Genomic DNA, 19,052 nt, shown 5'->3' with positions numbered 1-19,052 from the left:
CGTGTAATGACAGGCCGCTCCGGCGACACAATTGCGCCGATGATAACACGAAGCGAGCAGGATCTCTGCCTCAGCGTTGGAGATAGGTTGGAGTGAAACGCGCGCAACGTTATACTGACACTCCAATTAACCACGCCGAAGCAAAATTAAACGCTATGCCAGTTTTCTCCATTGTGGCTTTGATGGCCTACCTGCTCAGCCTTGGACTGATCATTCCCAGTTTGTTGCGGAAGAACAGCGCATACCGTCGGCTTGCCCTCGTCTCGGCGGTGGTCGCGCTGATTTGCCACGCCATCGCGCTGCAGCAGCGCATCTTTGACGTCAGCGCCGGGCAGAATCTCAGCCTGCTGAACATTGGTTCCATCGTCAGCCTGATCATCTGCTCGGTGATGACCTTCGTCGCTTCGCGCGATCGCGGCTGGTTCCTGCTGCCAATTGTCTACAGCTTCGCGATGATCAACCTGGCCTTCGCCAGCTTTATGCCCGGCGAGTTCATCACTCACCTGGAGGCCAGCCCGGAACTGATGGTGCATATCGGCCTGGCGCTGTTCTCTTACGCCACCCTGATCATCGCTGCGCTCTATGCCTTGCAGCTCGCCTGGCTCGACTACCTGTTGAAAAACAAGAAGCTGACCTTCAGCGCCGACATGCCGCCGCTGATGAGCATTGAGCGCAAGATGTTCCATATCACCCAGATCGGCGTGGTGCTGCTGACGCTCACCCTGTGCACCGGCCTGCTGTACATGGATAATCTGTTCAGCAAAGAGAACGTGCATAAAGCCGTGCTGTCGATCATGGCCTGGTTCGTGTATATCGTGCTGTTGTGGGGCCACTACCATGAGGGCTGGCGCGGCCGCCGCGTCGTCTGGTTCAGCTTCGCCGGCGCCTTCCTGCTGACGCTCGCCTACTTCGGCAGCCGTCTGATTCAGCAGGTGATGGTGCGCTAGGCCAGCCTGGCTCAATTCTCCCTCTCTATAAGGAATACTGCATTGGAGCATGTGTCGACGGGGACCCTCATCATTATCCTGGTGATCATGATCGTGGTCTCCGCTTACTTCTCCGCCTCCGAAACCGGCATGATGACGCTCAACCGTTATCGCCTGCGTCACCTGTCCAAACAGGGCAACCGCTCGGCGCGTCGGGTCGAGAAGCTGCTGCAAAAACCGGATCGGCTGATCGGCCTGGTGCTGATCGGCAACAACCTGGTCAACATCCTCGCTTCGGCGCTGGCGACCATCGTCGGCATGCGGCTGTATGGCGATCTCGGCGTGGCGATTGCGACCGGCATACTGACTTTCGCCGTGCTGCTGTTCGCCGAAGTGCTGCCGAAGACCTTCGCCGCACTCTATCCGGAACGCATCGCCTTCCCCAGCAGCGTCCTGCTGGCGCCGTTGCAAAAGGTGATGTTCCCGCTGGTCTGGCTGCTCAACGGCATCACTAGCCTGACCTTGCGCCTGTTCGGCATTCGCACCAACGTGCGCATCAGCGACGCCGTCAGCAAGGATGAGCTGCGCACCATCGTGCGCGAATCCCAGTCGCAGATCTCCCGCCGCAATCAGGACATGCTGATCTCGGTGCTGGATCTGGAAAAGGTGACGGTCAACGACATCATGGTGCCGCGCACCGAGATCGTCGGCATCGACGTCAACGACGACTGGAAGTCGATCATGCGCCAGCTGACCCACTCGCCGCACGGCCGCATCGTGCTGTATCGCAGCTCGCTGGACGATGCGATCGGCATGCTGCGCGTACGCGAAGCCTACCGCCTGATGACCGAGAAAAAAGAGTTCAACAAAGAGAACCTGCTGCGCGCCGCCGATGAGATCTATTTCGTTCCGGAAGGCACGCCGCTCAACGTGCAGCTGGTGAAATTCCAGCGCAACAAAGAGAAGGTCGGCATCGTGGTCGACGAGTACGGCGACATTCAGGGCCTGGTCACGGTGGAAGACATCCTCGAGGAGATCGTGGGCGATTTCACCACCTCGATGTCACCCACGCTGGCGGAAGAAGTCACGCCGCAGAGCGACGGTTCGGTCTTGATCGACGGCACCGCCAACGTGCGCGAGCTGAACAAGGCCTTCAACTGGACCTTGCCGGCCAACGAGGCTCGTACCGTCAACGGCATGCTGCTGGAAGAGCTGGAAGAGATCCCCGACATCGGCACCCGGGTGCGCATCGGTCATTACGATATCGACATCCTCGACGTGCAGGGCAACATGATTAAACAGGTGCGGGTCACGCCGATCACCTCGCTGCAGTCCAGCGTCGGCCATCATTAGTCCTCGGCCAGAACGTAAAAAAGACGCGAAATCGCGTCTTTTTTTATCTCTGCGGGCCACGCACGACTAGATATGCAATTCCTGCAGCTTCTCTTTCGGCAGCGCCAGCTCGTCGTTGTGGTTCACCACCACGCCGTTATCCAGAATGTGCTTGGCGATTTCCTGCGCTTCTTCCAGCGAGTGCATATGGTAGGTGCCGCACTGGTACTCGTTAAGCTCAGGGATCTTGCGCTGGTCGGTCACTTTCAGCACGTCGGCCATCGCCGCTTTCCAGGCATCGGCAACGCGCTGCTCTTCCGGTACGCCGATCAGGCTCATGTAGAAACCGGTGCGACAGCCCATCGGGGAGATGTCGATAATTTCCACGCCCTGGCCGTTCAGGTGGTCACGCATAAAGCCGGCGAACAGGTGCTCCAGCGTGTGAATGCCGCGCTCGGGCATCACTTCCAGGTTCGGGCGGCAAAAGCGCAGATCAAACACCGTGATGGTATCGCCATGAGGCGTTTTCATGGTTTTTGCAACGCGGACAGCCGGAGCTGCCATACGGGTATGATCGACGGTAAAGCTATCCAGCAATGGCATTTCGCTACCTCCTCGTAAAAGAGCATTTATTTCGAAACTTTTTTTCCTAACCGGGAAACCTTTTCCAACCCTGCGAGTCTGAGTATGTGAAAGACGCGCATTTGTTATCATCATCCCTGTCATCAGAGATGCATATTTGGCCACATTGATGTGGCCTTTTTCTTTTTCAGCTTCCGCCGTTTTGCTTCAGGAACGCTTCAAAGCTTAGCGTATCATTGGCTTCTATGTCGCGTTGACGCTGCCACGAGGCTTCCCGCTCTTTATCCAGCTCGGCTTCGTTCAGGATTTCCAACGGTTCTTCCAGCAATGTCTGGCGATACTGCTCCGCCAACTGCAAACCGACGCGCCCGGTGCCTTCCGCCTTCATCGCCTTGAGAATGCGCGCGGAGAAGGTCAATTCAGGGTCGTCGAACGCGGCGACCAGTTCATCGCACACCTGCTGGTATTGACGATCGCCGGCTTCGCCGTCCAGCACTTCCGCCACCCGACGCAGATCGGTGAACAGCGCCTTGCCGACTTTATCCAGCGGCTCATGGCTGGCGCCACAGCCGATGCCGATGGTCTGGCCCGGCTTACGCCCTTCGAGGATCACCCGGTTCCAGTTCTTGCGCGTGCACAGCAGCTCATCGCTGCTCATCTCCGGTGCATCCGCCAGCGCGCACCACACCAGGAACAGATCCAGGAAACGCGCCTGCACCGCATCCACGCCGATCGGCGAGAATGGGTTGATGTCCAGCGAACGCACTTCAATGTATTCGATACCGCCGCGCAGCAGCGCGTCCGACGGCGTCTCGCCGCTTTGGGTCACGCGCTTTGGCCGGATCGGCGCATACAGCTCGTTCTCGATTTGCAGAACGTTGCTGTTCAGTTGCAGGTAGCGATCGCCCTCTTTCACGCCCAGCTTGGCGAACTCTTCGGAAGGCGTGGCGATCGCCCGCTTCAAACCGGCCACATAGCTGTGCAGATCGTTGAAGGTGATGCCCAGATTACTCTGCGATTTATTGGTATAACCCAAGTCGCTCAAGCGCAGCGAAGTGGCGTACGGCAGGTAGCACATCCCCTGCTCGGTGCGCTCGAACGGCAGAGTGGTCTCGCGCCCTTTGAGGAACGAAGAACAAATGGCCGGCGATGCGCCGAACAGATACGGGATCACCCAGCCGAAACGGTAATAGTTGCGGATCAGGCGGAAATAACCGGCCGAGATCTGCTCTTTACCGCTTTCTGCGTCCTGCACGCCGGCCCAGGCCTGCCAAAACTCCAGCGGCAACGAGAAGTTGTAGTGCACGCCGGAAATGGTCTGCATCAGCGCGCCATAGCGATTCTTCAGCCCTTCACGGTACAGCGTCTTCATGCGGCCGATGTTCGACGAACCGAACTGCGCCAGCTCGATGTCCTGCTCGGCTTCGATAAAGCACGGCATGCTGAGCGGCCACATGCGCTCATCGCCAATGTTGCGCGCCACGTAGCGATGAATATCGCGCAGGAACGTCAGCAGGTGATCGATATTGTCATCAACCGGCGTAATGAACTCTAACAGCGCCTCGGCGAAATCCGTGGTGATCCAATGGTGCGTCAATGCCGCCCCCAGCTTTTCCGGATGCCCGGTGGTCGCCAAGGTGCCGTTCGGCGTGACTCGCAGCGTTTCACGCTCGATGCCGCGACGAATGCCTTTTAATGCCTGGGGATGGGCTTCCAACCAAGAAAGCGCCTGTGATACGTCCGGGATCAAATTGACCTCCCGCTTCTAAAAACAATAACTCGTAAGCATACTGAATCCGCATCCGAGAGAATATTGAGTTATATTCACTTGGTTACTGCCACCAGGCGATGCCCTGTACCGTTATCATAGCCAAAACGATGTAACGCAGCGCCTTTCCGATACACAGAAACAGCGCGACAGAGCCCCAGGGCATGCGCAGCCAACCTGCCAACACGCACAACAAATCGCCCACCACCGGCACCCAGCTGAGCAACAGCGCAGCCGGGCCAAAGCGTTGCAGCCACCCGAGCGCCGTTGCCAGCCCCCGCTGTGGTTTCAACGCCGGTAACAGGCGCCCGATAATGACATTGGTCAACCCGCCAAGAGTGTTGCCCAGGGTCGCGGCCAGCACCAGCAACTCCGGCGAGACGCGACTCTGGGTCAGCAAGGCGACCAGAACGATTTCTGAATTTCCCGGCAGCAGCGTCGCACTGAGGAAGCTGCTGCCAAATAACGATATTATGGCTAGCGTACTACTCACAGCGTACGAACGTCTACCACAGCCATGCCGGCATTTTTCGCCGCCTGAATGCCAAACTCGGCGTCTTCAAACACCACGCATTTTTCCGGCGGCACGCCGATCAGTTCGGCACAGCGCAGGAAGGTATCCGGCTCCGGTTTATGGCGCTGCACGTCGTCCGCACCGACGATCGCGTCGAAGCAGTTGAACAGGCCGAGATGACGCAGCAGCATTTCCGCCATGCGGTGCTCGCTGCCGGTGCCGACCGCCATCGGACGGCGGCCATGATAGGATTTCACCACCTCGATCAATGGCAATGGACGCACGCTATCCAGCAGCATCGCTTCCACCGCGCGCGTTTTCTCCGCCGCCAAGTGATGGGGATCGAGATCGGCCTGATGGCTGGCGATAATCGCCTGAGCGATGCGCCAGGTCGGTGAACCGCTCAGCGCCACCATTGCCGCTTCATCAAACGTCATGCCATAACGGGACAGCACTTCGCGCCACGCTTTACGGTGCGTTGGCTCAGTGTCCAGAATCGTGCCGTCCATGTCGAAAATAAGACCCTGATAGCGGTCGTACATCGTTACTCCATGATCGTTGAGGAAAGAAAACTACTTTAGCGTAAAGCCGTTGGGTTGTCGCTGACTGCGTCATAGCGGAATGTGCTGTGATCGATCGGGTGCAAAGAAAGAAAGGGGTGAAGAGAGAATAGCGAAATGCTGAAAAGCGAAAAACCCGCCAGGGCGGGTTTCTCTTAGATGGTGCATCCGGGAGGATGATTCGGCGCCAACGCCTCACCCTGCGGGCCGTTGCTAAAGCAACGTTATCCTCCCCAAGGACACTTTCTTTTCTCCCACCCACTTGAAGATTTCTCTTCGCGATACGGGGAGTTAAACATGGTGCATCCGGGAGGATTCGAACCTCCGACCGCTCGGTTCGTAGCCGAGTACTCTATCCAGCTGAGCTACGGATGCATGACTGCTTTTGCCGCTTGCCTGTTTCACGAATAACAGAAAAGCAAAAACCCGCTAAGGCGGGCTTCTCTTAGATGGTGCATCCGGGAGGATTCGAACCTCCGACCGCTCGGTTCGTAGCCGAGTACTCTATCCAGCTGAGCTACGGATGCATTACTATTTTTACCGCGTGCCGGCTTTGCTAATAAAGCCAGACTTGAAGAATGGTGCATCCGGGAGGATGATTCGGCGCTAGCGCCTTACCCTGCGGGCCGTTGCTTAAGCAACGTTATCCTCCCTGGGAACACTTTCTTTTCTTCCACCCGCTTGAAGATTTCTCTTCGCGACGAGTGAGATTAAGAATGGTGCATCCGGGAGGATTCGAACCTCCGACCGCTCGGTTCGTAGCCGAGTACTCTATCCAGCTGAGCTACGGATGCACAGGAATTCTTTTTTGATACCGTATGGTACGTTGTTACTACCCCACCATACTGCAAAATATGGTGCATCCGGGAGGATTCGAACCTCCGACCGCTCGGTTCGTAGCCGAGTACTCTATCCAGCTGAGCTACGGATGCAAATGGCGGTGAGGCGGGGATTCGAACCCCGGATGCAGCTTTTGACCGCATACTCCCTTAGCAGGGGAGCGCCTTCAGCCTCTCGGCCACCTCACCATACGCTTCTTTCGAATTGTGCCTAACTTGCTTTGGAGAAGCTCATCGGCACTGCGTGGCGCACATATTACTTTCTCCGACTTTTAAGTCAAACAATTTTTCCCAACTCATGTGCGTTTGCACAATTCACACCCAACATGGGCGATTTCACGGCAAAAAGGGCGTTTTATCAACAGGCAACCGCAACGTCTGCAGCAATAAAGCAGGAAACTAACCGGGAAAATAATCACGAAAAATAGAGGGGAGAACGAAAGAAGTGGGTAAAACGATGCAGTAGCGTCTCGTCTGGCAACGAGACGCTGCTTCGGAATCAGTAAGTCGTCTGCTGAGACTTCTCTGCCTGAATGCGCTGATAGATTTCTTCACGGTGAACTGAAACCTCTTTGGGGGCGTTCACACCAATACGCACCTGGTTGCCTTTTACCCCTAGCACAGTGACCGTAACCTCATCGCCAATCATGAGGGTTTCACCAACTCGACGAGTCAGAATTAACATTCTTTGCTCCTTGAAAGATTAAAAGAGTCGGGTCTCTCAGTTTCCCCGTCATTATCCATCATATGTGGTGAAAACGTAAGCCGCGCAATCCACAATAAGTGTAAGCAGACTTGGTCCCACCTCAGATAATGGTAAGTTTAGCCGACCAGAAAAACTTTGTTCCCGCAATTGTAACTAAATTGTGTTAGCACAGTATGAAAACGCCATAATCAACAAAGTATTATGGCGTTTGTCCGTGCTATTTATTTATGTTCACAGCTTTGAGGCCACCCAGGCTTCTACGCTGTTTAACGCCGCTGGCAGGGCGTTGATATCCGTCCCCCCCGCCATCGCCATATCAGGGCGACCACCGCCCTTGCCGCCGACCTGCTGCGCCACGTTGCCGATCAACTCGCCGGCTTTCACGCGGTCAGTCAGATCCTTGGTCACGCCCGCGACCAGGCTGACTTTGTCATCAGCCGTCGTCGCCAACACGATAATGGCCGAACCCAATTGATTTTTCAGGTCATCCACCATGGTGCGCAGCATTTTGGCTTCGACATTGTCCAACTGGCTGACCAACAGCTTCACGCCGTTAACCACTTTCGCCTGGCTGGACAGCGACGCGCTTTCCTGCGCCGCCTGCTGATCCTTCAGTTGCTGCAGTTCTTTTTCCAGCACGCGCGTGCGATCGAGCACCGAGCGCACTTTATCGGTCAGGTTGTTGCTGTCGCCCTTCACCAACTGAGCAACGTCTTGCAACAAATCGCTTTGCTGATGCAGCGTAGCGATAGCGCCAGCGCCGGTCACCGCTTCAATACGGCGGATGCCCGCCGCGGTGCCCGACTCGCTCAGAATGCGGAACAGACCGATATCGCCGGTGCGGCTGGCGTGGGTGCCGCCGCACAGCTCGGTGGAGAAGTCGCCCATGGTCAGCACGCGCACGTTGTCGTCGTACTTCTCACCGAACAGCGCCATTGCGCCCTTCTCTTTGGCGTCTTCCAACGCCATCAGCTCGGTCTGCACCGGCAGGTTACGACGCACCTGCTGGTTAACCAGATCTTCCACCGCGCGGATTTGTTCCGGCTTCATCGCTTCGAAATGCGAGAAGTCGAAGCGCAGGTATTTGTCGTTAACCAGCGAGCCTTTCTGCGCAACGTGCTCACCCAACGTTTGGCGCAACGCGGCGTGCAACAGGTGGGTTGCGGAGTGGTTCAGACGGATGCTGTTGCGACGCTCGGTATCGATCTGCGCGTCAACGCGATCGTTCAGCTTCAGCGAACCCTGCGCCAGCTTGCCTTGATGGCCGATAGCCTGGCCGTATTTCTGGGTGTCGTTGACCACAAATTCTGCGCCGGCGGCTTTCAGCACGCCTTTATCGCCGACCTGGCCGCCGGATTCACCGTAGAACGGCGTCTCGTCCAGCACCACCACCGCCTCTTCGCCGGCGTTGATCTGCTCGACCGGCTGGCCATCACGGAACAGCGCGATCACCGTCGCCTGCTGCTCGTCATGATCATAGCCGCTGAACTGGCTGCTGCCGTCCACGCGGATCAGGCTGTTGTAGTCGGCGCCGAAACCGCTGGATTCGCGCGCGCGGCGGCGCTGCGCTTCCATCGCTTCTTCAAAGCCCACTTCGTCGACTTTCAGACCGCGCTCGCGGCAGACGTCTGCGGTCAGATCCACCGGGAAGCCGTAGGTGTCGTACAGACGGAAAGCGGTCTCGCCGTCCAGGGTATCGCCCTGCAGCTTGGCCAGCTCTTCGTCCAACAGCGCCAGCCCACGCTCCAGCGTGCGAGCAAACTGCTCTTCTTCGGTTTTCAGCACTTGCTCCACCAGCGATTGCTGGCGTTTCAGCTCGTCGGCCGCCGGGCCCATCACTTCGATCAGCGGCGCCACCAGCTTGTAGAAGAAGGTGTCTTTCGCACCCAGCATGTTGCCATGGCGGATCGCGCGACGAATGATACGGCGCAGCACGTAGCCGCGGTTTTCGTTAGACGGGATCACGCCGTCCGACACCAGGAAGGCGCAGGAACGAATGTGGTCGGCGATAACGCGCAGGGATTTGTTGTCCAGATCGGTCGCGCCGGTCACTTTCGCCACGGCGGCGATCAGGGTGCGGAACAGGTCGATCTCATAGTTGGAGTTCACATGCTGCAACACCGCCGCGATACGCTCCAGACCCATACCGGTATCCACCGAAGGTTTCGGCAGCGGCAGCATGGTGCCGTCGGACTGACGGTTGAACTGCATGAAAACGATGTTCCAGATCTCGATGTAGCGGTCGCCGTCTTCTTCCGGGCTGCCCGGAGGGCCGCCCCAGATGTGATCGCCGTGATCGTAGAAAATCTCGGTGCACGGGCCGCATGGGCCGGTATCACCCATCTGCCAGAAGTTATCTGAAGCGAAAGGCGCGCCCTTGTTATCGCCGATGCGGATAATGCGCTCGGCCGGTACGCCGATTTGCTTCTGCCAGATGTCGAAGGCTTCGTCATCGGTTTCATACACGGTGACCCACAGTCTCTCTTTCGGCAGGTTGAACCAGTTTTCACCGGTCAGCAGTTCCCACGCGTAGCTGATAGCGTCGTGCTTGAAGTAATCGCCGAAGCTGAAGTTGCCCAGCATTTCAAAGAAGGTGTGGTGACGAGCGGTATAACCGACGTTTTCCAGGTCGTTATGCTTGCCGCCTGCGCGCACGCAGCGCTGCGAGGTGGTGGCGCGGGAATAGGCGCGTTTGTCGAGCCCCAGGAAAACATCCTTAAATTGGTTCATGCCGGCATTGGTAAACAGCAATGTCGGATCATTGTTAGGCACCAGGGAGCTGCTTGCTACAACCTGATGACCCTTACTATGAAAGAAATCGAGAAACGCTTGACGGATCTCAGCGGTGCTCTTGCTCATAATTTTCCTGGAAAGGCTAGAATAACGACACGTGAGCCGGTGGCGCGTCATCCCGACGATGACAACCAGCTCACGAACAAAAAGTGGGGATAAGATAAATTTTCTTCAGAGGGAAGTAAAACCCCGTGTGCGCTCATTGCGCAAAATCACGGTAAATTGACTGAATTTCTTCTTGGAAGAAGCCGCGATAGAGCAGATAACGCTGCACTTTGGCTTTCTCTTTCCAGTCGGTTGGCAACGCATCGCCAAATTTTCGCTGCGCCACCTGTTTCGCCTGTTCGCACCAGTCGATATCGCATTCCGCCAACGCGTCCTGCACCAGCGCTTTATCCACGCCCTTTTGCATCAGTTCGCTGCGGATGCGCTGCGCGCCATAACCTTTGCGGCTGCGGCTGCCGATGTAGCTGTGGGCGAAACGCTTATCGTCCAGCCAGTTGTGCTGGTAACAGTAGACGATAACCTGATCGATCAGCGCGGGATCCACCGGCTCTTCGGCTACCGGCGGCGGCGATGTCGGCGCATGCGGCCCCTTGCCGCCAAACCGGGCTTTCGCCACAAACGGCTGCGCCGCAAGTTTGCGGCGCAGTTCAGCTTCACTATGATCGCGTTGCGACAGCAGGCGCATGGCGCGGCTTAGCAAGTCATTCATCATTCAAGCCTGAATTCAGGGAATGTGCGCCACATAAACGGCGGCGCACATCTTCAGCGATTAAAACTGCTCGCTGGTTTCCGCTTCGTCATCTTCGAAGTCGTCACCGGAGGCAGCCACCAGCTCACCGCCGCTGTGCAGCAGCAGGTCGCGCAGTTTCTTATCCAGCTCGGCGGCGATAGCCGGGTTTTCTTTCAGGAAGTTACAGGCATTCGCCTTGCCCTGACCGATCTTCTCGCCGTTATAGCTGTACCAGGCGCCGGCTTTTTCGATCATCTTGTGCTTCACGCCCAGATCGACCAGCTCGCCACGGCTGTTGATGCCTTCGCCGTACATGATTTGGAACTCAGCCTGTTTGAACGGCGCAGCGATTTTGTTCTTCACTACTTTCACGCGGGTTTCGCTGCCCACCACTTCGTCGCCCTCTTTGATAGCGCCGATACGACGGATATCCAGACGCACCGAAGCATAGAACTTCAGGGCGTTACCACCGGTAGTGGTTTCCGGGTTGCCGAACATCACGCCGATTTTCATACGGATCTGGTTGATGAAGATCAGCAGGGTATTGGCGTTTTTCAGGTTGCCGGCCAGCTTACGCATCGCCTGGCTCATCATGCGCGCCGCCAACCCCATGTGCGAATCGCCGATTTCACCTTCGATTTCCGCCTTCGGCGTCAACGCCGCCACGGAATCGACGATGATGACGTCAACCGCGCCGGAGCGGGTCAGTGCATCACAGATTTCCAGCGCCTGCTCGCCGGTGTCCGGCTGGGAGCACAGCAGGTTGTCGATATCGACGCCCAGCTTCTTCGCATAGATAGGATCCAGCGCGTGCTCGGCATCGATGAACGCACAGGTTTTGCCTTCGCGCTGCGCGGCGGCGATCACCTGCAGCGTCAGGGTGGTTTTACCGGACGATTCCGGGCCGTAGATTTCGACGATGCGGCCCATCGGCAGGCCGCCGGCGCCCAGAGCGATATCGAGTGACAGTGAGCCGGTGGAGATGGTTTCCACGTCCATGGAGCGGTCTTCACCCAGGCGCATGATGGAGCCTTTGCCGAACTGTTTCTCAATCTGGCCCAGTGCCGCAGCTAACGCCTTTTGCTTGTTCTCATCAATAGCCATTTTTGCTCCTTCGTTTCGCAATGCCGGTGTTACCCCACACTGCCACTGAATGTATGTTGTGCAGGAAATGTCACTAATTATACTGTATGGTCATACAGTATCAAGCCTAATTTACAAAAATTCGTCGATGGCGGTTTGCAGCGCGAAAATCGTCGCCTGCAGCCGCACCGCGTCGCGGTCGCCCTCGAATTGCATCTTGCGCGACAGCCCCCGGCCATCGCTGCCGGCGAAGCCGAACCACACGGTGCCGACCGGCTTTTCCGCGCTGCCGCCGTCCGGGCCGGCGATGCCGCTCACCGACAGCGCCAGATCGGCCTTCGCCGCACGCAGCGCCCCTATGGCCATCTCGCGCACCACCTCTTCGCTGACCGCGCCGTGCGCCGCCAACGTCGCTTCGCTCACCCCCAGCAGATCATGCTTCGCCGCATTGCTGTAGGTCACGAATCCGCGATCGAAATAGGCGGAGCTCCCCGCAACATCGGTAATGGCCTTGGCGATGCCGCCGCCGGTGCAGGATTCCGCGCAGGTGATCCAGCGGCCCTGCGCCTTCAGTTTTTCCCCTGCCAGCACGCTGAGCCGGCGCAGTTGGTTTTGACTCATAACCCCTCCCTCGCGAATTCAGGTATATGCGCCCGATAGTAGCATTTATCAAGGCGGCGCGGCGGCTGGTGCGCAGAAATGCGCAGCGCCTCGCAGGAGGTGCGGTTTTAAGCGCCCGGCCAAGCTGCTAGTATCAAAAGAAGCGCCCCATCGAGCGGCGGCGCACCAGCACAAGGAACATCACGGAGGCGGCACGCTGCGGCGGCGGTCTCAGGGCGCACCAGAAGAGATTAGGATGATAGAGTGAAAAAAACGTTGGGCGTATTTTTGCCGTTGTACACCACCACCCTGCTGCTGCTGTTGGGCTCGGGCCTGCTCACTACCTACGTCTCGCTGCGGCTGACCTCCATTCACGTCAGCAGCGCGCTGATCGGCGCCATCATCGCCGCCAACTACATCGGGCTGGTGATCGGCGGCAAGGTCGGCCACTTTCTCATCGCCCGCGTCGGGCATATCCGCGCCTACGTGGCCTGCGCCGGCATCATCACCGCCGCGGTGCTGGGCCACGGCCTGACGGAGTTCATTCCCGCCTGGGTCGCGCTGCGCCTGGTGATCGGCCTATGCATGATGTGTCAGTACATGGTGCTGGAGAGCTGGTTGAACGACCAGGCGGAATCCAATCAGCGCGGCATGGTGTTCGGCTTCTATATGGCGGCGACCTATCTCGGCATGTCGCTGGGCCAGATAGTGCTGATGCTGCAAAGCAATCTGGGCATCGCCACGCTGCTGGTGATCGCGCTGTGCTTCGCGCTTTGTCTGGTGCCCATCGCTCTCACCACCCGCACCAATGCGCGCCACATGTCGCCGGCGCCGATGGAGCTGCGTTACTTTGTCGGCGCCATTCCCAAGGTGCTGGCTACCACGCTGGTGATCGGCATGGTGGTGGGCTCGTTTTACGGCCTGGCGCCGGTCTACGCCAGCCTGCAATCCTTAACCACTCAGCAAACCGGCCTGTTCATGGCGCTGGCCATCTTCGCCGGGCTGGTGGCGCAGTTCCCGCTCAGTTGGCTGTCGGATCGCTATAACCGCCCCTTGCTGATGCGCCTCAACGCCATTCTGCTGATCGTGGCGGCGCTGCCGCTGGCGCTGCTGCCGCACATCGATTTCCCGCTGCTGCTGGCGGTCGGGTTCGTCGTCAGCATGTTGCAATTTACGCTTTACCCGCTCGCGGTGGCGCTGGCCAACGATCTGATCGAGCCGGAACGCCGCGTCTCGCTGGCCGCCTGTCTGCTGATGGCGTTCGGCGTCGGCGCCAGCATCGGGCCATTGGCGGTCGGCGCGCTGATCGAGCCGCTGGGCGGCAATATCCTGTACGCCTTTTTCGCCCTGTGCGGCGTGCTGCTGGCGGCCCTCAGCCGCACGGCGAAAGCGGAGGAACCGCAGTTGGCGCAGGACGCGCCGGTGCCGCACATTCCGCTGCCGGACAGCCTCACCAGCTCGCCGCTGTCGCCGGCGCTCAATCCGACCTTCGATGAGCAGATCATTCACGACACCATGCCGCCGCCGGAAGCGGCGCCCGAGGTCGACGAGCCGCAGTCCGAAGCACAAGAGGCGGAGCCCTTACCTCAGGGCGCCGATCCGGAAGAAGACACCGGCCTGAAAAAGGCGCACGCCATGCTGTAAACGGCGGCGTTACAGATCCTGGAAGGAGCCCAACAGAAAACCGCGTTCGGCGATCGCCGCTTTCAGCGTCGGCGCGGTCAACACATCCAGCTCGACGAGGCGCGGATGGCAGTATTGGCTCTGCAGGATCGTCGCGTCGAGGAACGCCGGGTGGCACATCATTTCCAATGATTCTGCGCCCTGCTCGTCGGCGCGCGCCAACCGCTGCAAGAACAAGGCTTCGGAAATCATTTCACCGTAGAATCCCGCGTCGAAAGCGTCAGTACTATAGGGGGCATGCAGCGTGATGCCACGCCGTTTCGCCTCTTCGCGATCGAGACGCAGCGGCAGACCCTGCGCTTGCGCGAACGCCTCCACCAGCGGATAAATTTGCGGCTGCATATGCACATGGTGGTGACTGTCGATATGCGTCGGCGGCCTGCCGAACACCGTCACGAACCGCGCGAACTGGCGCTGCAGCTCTTCCTGAATCTCGTCCAGCGGCAGCTCGCCGGCCTCGGCGCGGCGCCACAGCCATTTTCCCAGTTCGCCGTGCTCGTTGACCAGCGAAGGCATGGCGCCCAGCGGCCTGCCATGGGTCAAAACGAAGTGCAGCCCGATCGGCAATCCGGGATATTGCCGGCTGAGCGCTGCAGCATGCTCCGCGCCGCCTCCGTTCACCATCGCCGTGGTGGAGGAAACGACGCCATGCTGATACGCCTCGATAACGCCATAGTTCTGCCCTTTGCTCAGACCGAAATCGTCGGCATTCACGATCAGTAGTTTTTCCATAGTGGCTCCCGCGGGATGAATTTTTGGCAAGGGCGGGCCGACCGACCGGTGCGGCATTCCCCTTAGCTAAGATAAAAATCAAATGATTAACCGACCGGCGCCCTGAGGCTCATCGGCATATCGGCGTTGATACTGATCGGGAGCGGCCCTAAAGAGGGCCGTAACACTTTTTTCGGTAGTTGCCTGGGGTCACGTCGGTGAGCCGCTTGAAGTTTTTAATGAACAGGCTGACATCGCCATAGCCGGAATCAAAGGCGATGTCGGAGACCGAATAGTTGGTGACCTCCAGCTGCGTCTTGGCGAAGTTGATGCGGATCTCATTGATCACCTGCATCGGCGTCTTCTGGTAGTAACGCCGCATCGCCCGGGTCAGGTACTCCTGAGTTTTCCCCGACAGCGCCACCATGTTCGCCAACGCCCGCTCGCCGAACATCGCCTTGTCATGCATGCCGGCCAGGGTGTTTTTCAGCCACTGCGGGATATCATCGCCGCCGTCGGTGTCTTCTTTATAGTGACGAATGCGGCTGATCACGTAGAAGGTCAGCGTTTCGAGGAATTCGGCGAAATCGTCCTCGCGAAACTGCGGCGAACTCACCACCGATTCGATATAGGCCAAAAACTCGCTTCTCAGGCTGTAGGCCTGCGAGGCGACAAAGCAGCGCGGCAGTTGCTGCAAATAGTGCTCTTCAAAGAACGCTTTGCTGACCGCCACGTTGAAGATTTTCGTCGCGCCGAACTCGTAAAAGCTCTGGTGGTAAGAGCCGATTGGGATAAAGACGAAATCCCCGCGTTCCAGCAGCACCCGCTTGCCGTTGATCTCCTGATAGCATTTGCCGCTCAGCACGATGGTGAATTCGTAATAGTCGTGCTGATGCAGCCCGGTGGCGCTTTCCACCTTGTTGTAGATGAACAGGTGAAAGTCTTTGCAGTTAAAGAAATCCTGCTCGCGAATCAGCTTCACGTCGTTCGCATTCAGCGAAATTCGGTTATCGGACACGGCGCCGGCCTCCCGTTAGTCAAATCCGTTGCGTCTGGCCGCCTCGGCAAACCAGTAGCCGCTTTTTTTGATGGTGCGCCGCTGCTCCGCCCGATCCAGCCGCACCAACCCATACCGATTCTTGTAGGCGTTCAACCAGGACCAGCAGTCGATAAAGGTCCACAGATGATAGCCCTTGCACTGCGAGCCTTCCGCCAGCGCGCGGTGCAGCCACTTCAGGTGCTCGCGAATAAACTCGATGCGGTAATCGTCCTCCACCCGCCCATCGGCGCCGATAAACGCTTCTTCGCCCTCGACGCCCATGCCGTTTTCCGAAATATAACAGGGCAGATTGCCGTAGTTCTCTTTCAGGTCCATCAGGATGTCGTACAACCCCTTCTCATAGATCTCCCAGCCGCGATGCGGATTGATTTTGCGGCCCGGCATTGCATAGTAACTGAACAAGTCCTCCGGCAGCGCGATCGGCTCCCCGGCGCGGCGCCCCGCTTTCGCCTGCACCCTGCGCGGCTGGTAGTAGTTGACGCCGAGGATATCCACCACGCCGCCTTCGATCAGTTGCGCGTCCTGCGGCTCGCAGTGTGGCATCAGCCCATGCTGCTCCAACAGGTGCAGCAGCGGCGTCGGATAACGCCCCTTGGCGACCGGATCGAGAAAGCTGCGATTGAGCAGCAGATCGGCGTCGTGTGCGGCCTGCAGATCCTCCGGCGCATCGGAGCGCGGATAGGTCGGGCTCAGATTCAGAATGATGCCGATGCTCCCCGGCAACCCGCGCGCTCTGAAACGCTGCACTGCCATGGCGTGCGCCAGCACGCTGTGATACGCCACGGTGACCGCCCGTTTGAAGTCCACCACGCAAGGGTAGTGCAAGTCATTCAGGTAACCGGCCTCTACCGGCACGATCGGCTCGTTGAAGGTGAACCAGTGGGTAACCCGATCGCCAAACAGGCCGAAACAGGTATCGGCGTAACGCGCGTAGGCTTCGACCACCGCCCGGCTTTCCCAGCCGCCGCGCTGCTGCATGCACAGCGGCATATCGAAGTGATAGAGATTGATAAACGGGGTGATGCCCTGCGCCAGCAGCTCGTCGATCATCGCGTTATAGAAGGCCACCGCCTGCGGGTTCACCTCGCCGTCGCCGTCCGGGATCAGCCGCGACCACGAGATCGACGTTCTGAAGGTATTGTGGCCCAACGTTTTGAGCAGCCCGATATCGGTGCGGAAATGGTCATAAAAGGTCGAGGCCTCGGCCGGCCCCACCCGATCGTGAAAGCGCTCGGGCGCGATCTCGTACCAATAGTCGAAGATGTTGCGGCTCTTGCCGTCCCGCGCGGCCGCCCCTTCAGACTGCGGCGCGGAGGTGGCGCTGCCCCACCAGAACCCGTCGGCAAATTGATATTCCATACTCGCGTCCCTCGCGGGGCGGCCGCGCCGCCCCGTTCCACAGTTAGAATTTCAGCGCGTTGGCGATGTCTTCTTCGCTTTCTGTCGCCGCATCGATCTGGCTCTGCGCCTTGTTGGAGATCGCCACGAACGGCAGGTAAATCACGGTGGCGACCGCCAGGTTGAACAGGCTCAGCAACATGGCCATGATGCTGCCGTTGGTGTTGAAGAACGCCCCCAGGCCAACCGGCATGGTCCAGGGCGCGATGTTGGTGATCGGCGGGATCAGCCCGGAGTAATAAGCCAGCGAAGTGATAATGGTCAGCACCGGCTGTACCAGAATAAACGGAATGAACATCACCGGGTTCATGATCACCGGCAGGCCAAACAGGATCGGCTCGTTGATCTGGAAAATGCCGGATGGCGTCGCCAACTTGGCGACCTGGCGGTAATCTTCGCGGCGCGAGGCGATGAAGATGGCGATGATCAGACCCAGCGTCGAGCCGGTGCCGCCGAGGTAGATATAGGAGTCGACGAACGGTTTCGCCCACATGTGGAACTCTTTACCGGCGGCCACCGCCGCTTCGACAGAACCGTATTTGTTGTACAGCTCCACGTTTTCCAGCGCGAACGGTGTCATGATGCCGCTGTCCAGCGCCGCCAGCGCCATGGAGCCGTGCACCCCAAAGAACCACAGCAGCGAAGAGAACAGCACGTACACCCAACCCACCACGCTGCCCATCTTGGCCAGCGGCGCCGAAATGCCGTCCATGATGATCTGGTGGAAGTTGGTGCCCCAATGCGCCAGCGCGAACGCCACCAGCCCCATGATGGAGAGGATGATGAAGCCGGGGATCAGTGCCGAGAAAGAACGCGACACCGAAGCCGGTACGCTGTCCGGCAGGCTGATCACCCAGTTGCGCCGCACGATGAAAGCAAACATCTCAGCCACCGCCAACCCGATCACCATACCGGAAATGATGTTGGCGCCGCCCAGCCAGTTGGCGCCCACCGCATAGGCCTCGCCGACGTTGAACGGCGTGACGGTCATGAAGGCCGCCACCGCCAGCAGTGCCGAGGCCAGCGGATCGACCTTGCGCTCTTCGGCCAACGCCATGCTGATAAAGAACGGCGTCATCAGGGACATGATCCCCAGCGTACCGTTGTAAACGCTGCCGCCGATGCTCTTCAGGCCGTTAAGCGTCTCGATGGTGGAGGCGTCCAATCGCACGCCCAGCGAATAGAAGAACGATCCCTCGCCAAAGCTCAGGAACACGTTGTTGATCAACACGAACATCGCCCCGGTCAAGGTCAGCGGCATCAGACGGATAAAGCCGTTTTTGATGGCGTTGACGTAGGGCTGCTTACCGATTTTTACGGCGAAAGGCAGGATAACCTTCTCGAGCGAGGCAATGAGGGTATTCACGGCGGCCTCCTGTTATTGGTTGGCTTTTTTGATGGCGGCCACCGCGGCCTTCAGCACGCCCAGCCCATCGACCTTGCCGTACAGCTGCGGATCGATGACTTCAACAGGTTTATTGGGCAACTGTTTCTGCACTTCCGGCAGGGTGTAGGCGATCTGCGGCCCCAGCAGGATCAGATCCGCTTCAACGCCCTTCTCCGCGGCCAGCGCTTCCGGATAGGCGGCGATGATCACCGGCACTTCATATTTTTCGGCCTGCGCCTTCATTTTTGATACCAACAGGGAAGTGGACATACCGGCAGAACAAAACAGATAGATTTTTTTCTTTTCCATACCAAGCACCTCAGATAATCAAAAAAACCCGGTGTTATTTGTATGCCAGATGCAATCACGATTGC

Annotated in this window: 18 protein-coding genes and 5 tRNA genes; 4 read left to right on the top strand and 19 right to left on the bottom strand. The window is 58.4% G+C overall.

The window, feature by feature from the left end; genetic code table 11:
* Positions 1 to 155: 155 nt before the first annotated feature.
* Together IMX17_RS16805 and IMX17_RS16800 are read left to right on the top strand one after the other, a co-directional pair.
* Positions 156 to 947: an inner membrane protein YpjD gene (locus IMX17_RS16805; RefSeq protein WP_004932506.1), complete on the top strand. Its 792-nt coding sequence runs from the start codon at positions 156 to 158 to the stop codon at positions 945 to 947.
* 42 nt (positions 948 to 989) lie between these two features.
* Positions 990 to 2,279: an HlyC/CorC family transporter gene (locus tag IMX17_RS16800; protein WP_046898169.1), complete on the top strand. Its 1,290-nt coding sequence runs from the start codon at positions 990 to 992 to the stop codon at positions 2,277 to 2,279.
* A gap of 66 nt (positions 2,280 to 2,345) precedes the next feature.
* On the opposite strand, the gene luxS is transcribed toward IMX17_RS16800, so the two are convergent.
* The 11 genes from luxS to alaS all read right to left on the bottom strand — a co-directional run bounded on the left by luxS (position 2,346) and on the right by alaS (position 10,086).
* Entirely contained in the window at positions 2,346 to 2,861 is a 516-nt protein-coding gene (luxS, locus tag IMX17_RS16795; protein ID WP_004932513.1) for an S-ribosylhomocysteine lyase, read from the bottom strand.
* Between the two features lie 166 nt (positions 2,862 to 3,027).
* Positions 3,028 to 4,590 (bottom strand): glutamate--cysteine ligase, encoded by a 1,563-nt coding sequence (gene gshA, locus IMX17_RS16790; RefSeq protein ID WP_046898168.1) that lies wholly within the window; start codon positions 4,588 to 4,590, stop codon positions 3,028 to 3,030.
* 82 nt (positions 4,591 to 4,672) lie between these two features.
* Positions 4,673 to 5,101 carry a YqaA family protein gene (locus tag IMX17_RS16785; protein WP_046898167.1) on the bottom strand — a complete coding sequence of 143 codons (429 nt, stop codon included), beginning with the start codon at positions 5,099 to 5,101 and terminating at the stop codon, positions 4,673 to 4,675.
* On the bottom strand, positions 5,098 to 5,664 hold the full coding sequence (yqaB, locus tag IMX17_RS16780) for a fructose-1-phosphate/6-phosphogluconate phosphatase (protein ID WP_033641908.1): 567 nt from the start codon (positions 5,662 to 5,664) through the stop codon (positions 5,098 to 5,100). Before yqaB ends, IMX17_RS16785 begins: the two co-directional genes overlap by 4 nt.
* 316 nt (positions 5,665 to 5,980) lie before the next feature.
* A tRNA-Arg gene (locus tag IMX17_RS16775) sits at positions 5,981 to 6,057 on the bottom strand.
* Positions 6,058 to 6,132: 75 nt separating this feature from the next.
* Positions 6,133 to 6,209: transfer RNA gene (locus IMX17_RS16770), tRNA-Arg, on the bottom strand.
* Between the two features lie 190 nt (positions 6,210 to 6,399).
* Positions 6,400 to 6,476: transfer RNA gene (locus IMX17_RS16765), tRNA-Arg, on the bottom strand.
* Positions 6,477 to 6,537: 61 nt separating this feature from the next.
* Positions 6,538 to 6,614 (bottom strand) — tRNA-Arg (locus tag IMX17_RS16760).
* Between the two features lie 3 nt (positions 6,615 to 6,617).
* Positions 6,618 to 6,710: transfer RNA gene (locus IMX17_RS16755), tRNA-Ser, on the bottom strand.
* A 310-nt stretch (positions 6,711 to 7,020) separates the two neighbouring features.
* A complete protein-coding gene (gene csrA, locus IMX17_RS16750; protein ID WP_004091602.1) occupies positions 7,021 to 7,206 on the bottom strand; it encodes a carbon storage regulator CsrA in 186 nt (61 codons plus the stop codon).
* 252 nt (positions 7,207 to 7,458) lie between these two features.
* Positions 7,459 to 10,086, bottom strand: coding sequence for an alanine--tRNA ligase (gene alaS / locus IMX17_RS16745; RefSeq protein WP_193550005.1), 2,628 nt, complete (start codon positions 10,084 to 10,086; stop codon positions 7,459 to 7,461).
* Here alaS and IMX17_RS16740 point away from each other — a divergent pair.
* Positions 10,036 to 10,179 carry a hypothetical protein gene (locus tag IMX17_RS16740; RefSeq protein ID WP_162180460.1) on the top strand — a complete coding sequence of 48 codons (144 nt, stop codon included), beginning with the start codon at positions 10,036 to 10,038 and terminating at the stop codon, positions 10,177 to 10,179. The genes alaS and IMX17_RS16740 overlap by 51 nt on opposite strands.
* A gap of 40 nt (positions 10,180 to 10,219) precedes the next feature.
* On the opposite strand, the gene recX is transcribed toward IMX17_RS16740, so the two are convergent.
* The 3 genes from recX to pncC all read right to left on the bottom strand — a co-directional run bounded on the left by recX (position 10,220) and on the right by pncC (position 12,460).
* Positions 10,220 to 10,735: a recombination regulator RecX gene (gene recX, locus IMX17_RS16735; RefSeq protein ID WP_033651636.1), complete on the bottom strand. Its 516-nt coding sequence runs from the start codon at positions 10,733 to 10,735 to the stop codon at positions 10,220 to 10,222.
* Positions 10,736 to 10,795: 60 nt separating this feature from the next.
* A complete protein-coding gene (recA, locus tag IMX17_RS16730) occupies positions 10,796 to 11,860 on the bottom strand; it encodes a recombinase RecA (RefSeq protein ID WP_004932541.1) in 1,065 nt (354 codons plus the stop codon).
* Between the two features lie 111 nt (positions 11,861 to 11,971).
* Entirely contained in the window at positions 11,972 to 12,460 is a 489-nt protein-coding gene (gene pncC / locus IMX17_RS16725) for a nicotinamide-nucleotide amidase (RefSeq protein ID WP_046898165.1), read from the bottom strand.
* Between the two features lie 243 nt (positions 12,461 to 12,703).
* Between pncC and IMX17_RS16720 the strand changes: the two genes are divergently transcribed.
* Complete coding sequence (locus IMX17_RS16720; protein WP_046898164.1) at positions 12,704 to 14,083, top strand: MFS transporter; 1,380 nt, start codon at positions 12,704 to 12,706, stop codon at positions 14,081 to 14,083.
* A 9-nt stretch (positions 14,084 to 14,092) separates the two neighbouring features.
* Here IMX17_RS16720 and chbG read toward each other — a convergent pair whose 3' ends face one another.
* The 5 genes from chbG to IMX17_RS16695 all read right to left on the bottom strand — a co-directional run bounded on the left by chbG (position 14,093) and on the right by IMX17_RS16695 (position 18,987).
* A complete protein-coding gene (gene chbG / locus IMX17_RS16715) occupies positions 14,093 to 14,854 on the bottom strand; it encodes a chitin disaccharide deacetylase (RefSeq protein WP_193550004.1) in 762 nt (253 codons plus the stop codon).
* Between the two features lie 148 nt (positions 14,855 to 15,002).
* Positions 15,003 to 15,851, bottom strand: coding sequence for a transcriptional regulator ChbR (chbR, locus tag IMX17_RS16710; RefSeq protein ID WP_193550003.1), 849 nt, complete (start codon positions 15,849 to 15,851; stop codon positions 15,003 to 15,005).
* Between the two features lie 15 nt (positions 15,852 to 15,866).
* Positions 15,867 to 17,252 carry a glycoside hydrolase family 1 protein gene (locus IMX17_RS16705; RefSeq protein WP_193550002.1) on the bottom strand — a complete coding sequence of 462 codons (1,386 nt, stop codon included), beginning with the start codon at positions 17,250 to 17,252 and terminating at the stop codon, positions 15,867 to 15,869.
* A gap of 43 nt (positions 17,253 to 17,295) precedes the next feature.
* Positions 17,296 to 18,657, bottom strand: a complete 1,362-nt coding sequence (chbC, locus tag IMX17_RS16700) for a PTS N,N'-diacetylchitobiose transporter subunit IIC (protein WP_193550001.1) — start codon at positions 18,655 to 18,657, stop codon at positions 17,296 to 17,298.
* A 12-nt stretch (positions 18,658 to 18,669) separates the two neighbouring features.
* Positions 18,670 to 18,987: a PTS sugar transporter subunit IIB gene (locus tag IMX17_RS16695; RefSeq protein ID WP_182265301.1), complete on the bottom strand. Its 318-nt coding sequence runs from the start codon at positions 18,985 to 18,987 to the stop codon at positions 18,670 to 18,672.
* Positions 18,988 to 19,052 lie beyond the last annotated feature (65 nt).

Origin of the sequence: Serratia sp. X3 (assembly GCF_014982455.1) — a bacterium.
Classification (GTDB): domain Bacteria; phylum Pseudomonadota; class Gammaproteobacteria; order Enterobacterales; family Enterobacteriaceae; genus Serratia; species Serratia ureilytica.
Note: the sequence above shows the minus strand (reverse complement) of the source record. Positions and strands in the feature narration are given on the sequence as shown.

Coding starts and splice junctions, on each gene's coding strand:
- IMX17_RS16805 (WP_004932506.1), top strand. CDS start 156: ATGCCAGTTTTCTCCATTGTGGCTTTGATGGCCTACCTGCTCAGCCTT.
- luxS (WP_004932513.1), bottom strand. CDS start 2,861: ATGCCATTGCTGGATAGCTTTACCGTCGATCATACCCGTATGGCAGCT.
- yqaB (WP_033641908.1), bottom strand. CDS start 5,664: ATGTACGACCGCTATCAGGGTCTTATTTTCGACATGGACGGCACGATT.
- csrA (WP_004091602.1), bottom strand. CDS start 7,206: ATGTTAATTCTGACTCGTCGAGTTGGTGAAACCCTCATGATTGGCGAT.
- IMX17_RS16740 (WP_162180460.1), top strand. CDS start 10,036: ATGAAAGAAATCGAGAAACGCTTGACGGATCTCAGCGGTGCTCTTGCT.
- alaS (WP_193550005.1), bottom strand. CDS start 10,086: ATGAGCAAGAGCACCGCTGAGATCCGTCAAGCGTTTCTCGATTTCTTT.
- recX (WP_033651636.1), bottom strand. CDS start 10,735: ATGAATGACTTGCTAAGCCGCGCCATGCGCCTGCTGTCGCAACGCGAT.
- recA (WP_004932541.1), bottom strand. CDS start 11,860: ATGGCTATTGATGAGAACAAGCAAAAGGCGTTAGCTGCGGCACTGGGC.
- pncC (WP_046898165.1), bottom strand. CDS start 12,460: ATGAGTCAAAACCAACTGCGCCGGCTCAGCGTGCTGGCAGGGGAAAAA.
- chbG (WP_193550004.1), bottom strand. CDS start 14,854: ATGGAAAAACTACTGATCGTGAATGCCGACGATTTCGGTCTGAGCAAA.
- IMX17_RS16705 (WP_193550002.1), bottom strand. CDS start 17,252: ATGGAATATCAATTTGCCGACGGGTTCTGGTGGGGCAGCGCCACCTCC.
- IMX17_RS16695 (WP_182265301.1), bottom strand. CDS start 18,987: ATGGAAAAGAAAAAAATCTATCTGTTTTGTTCTGCCGGTATGTCCACT.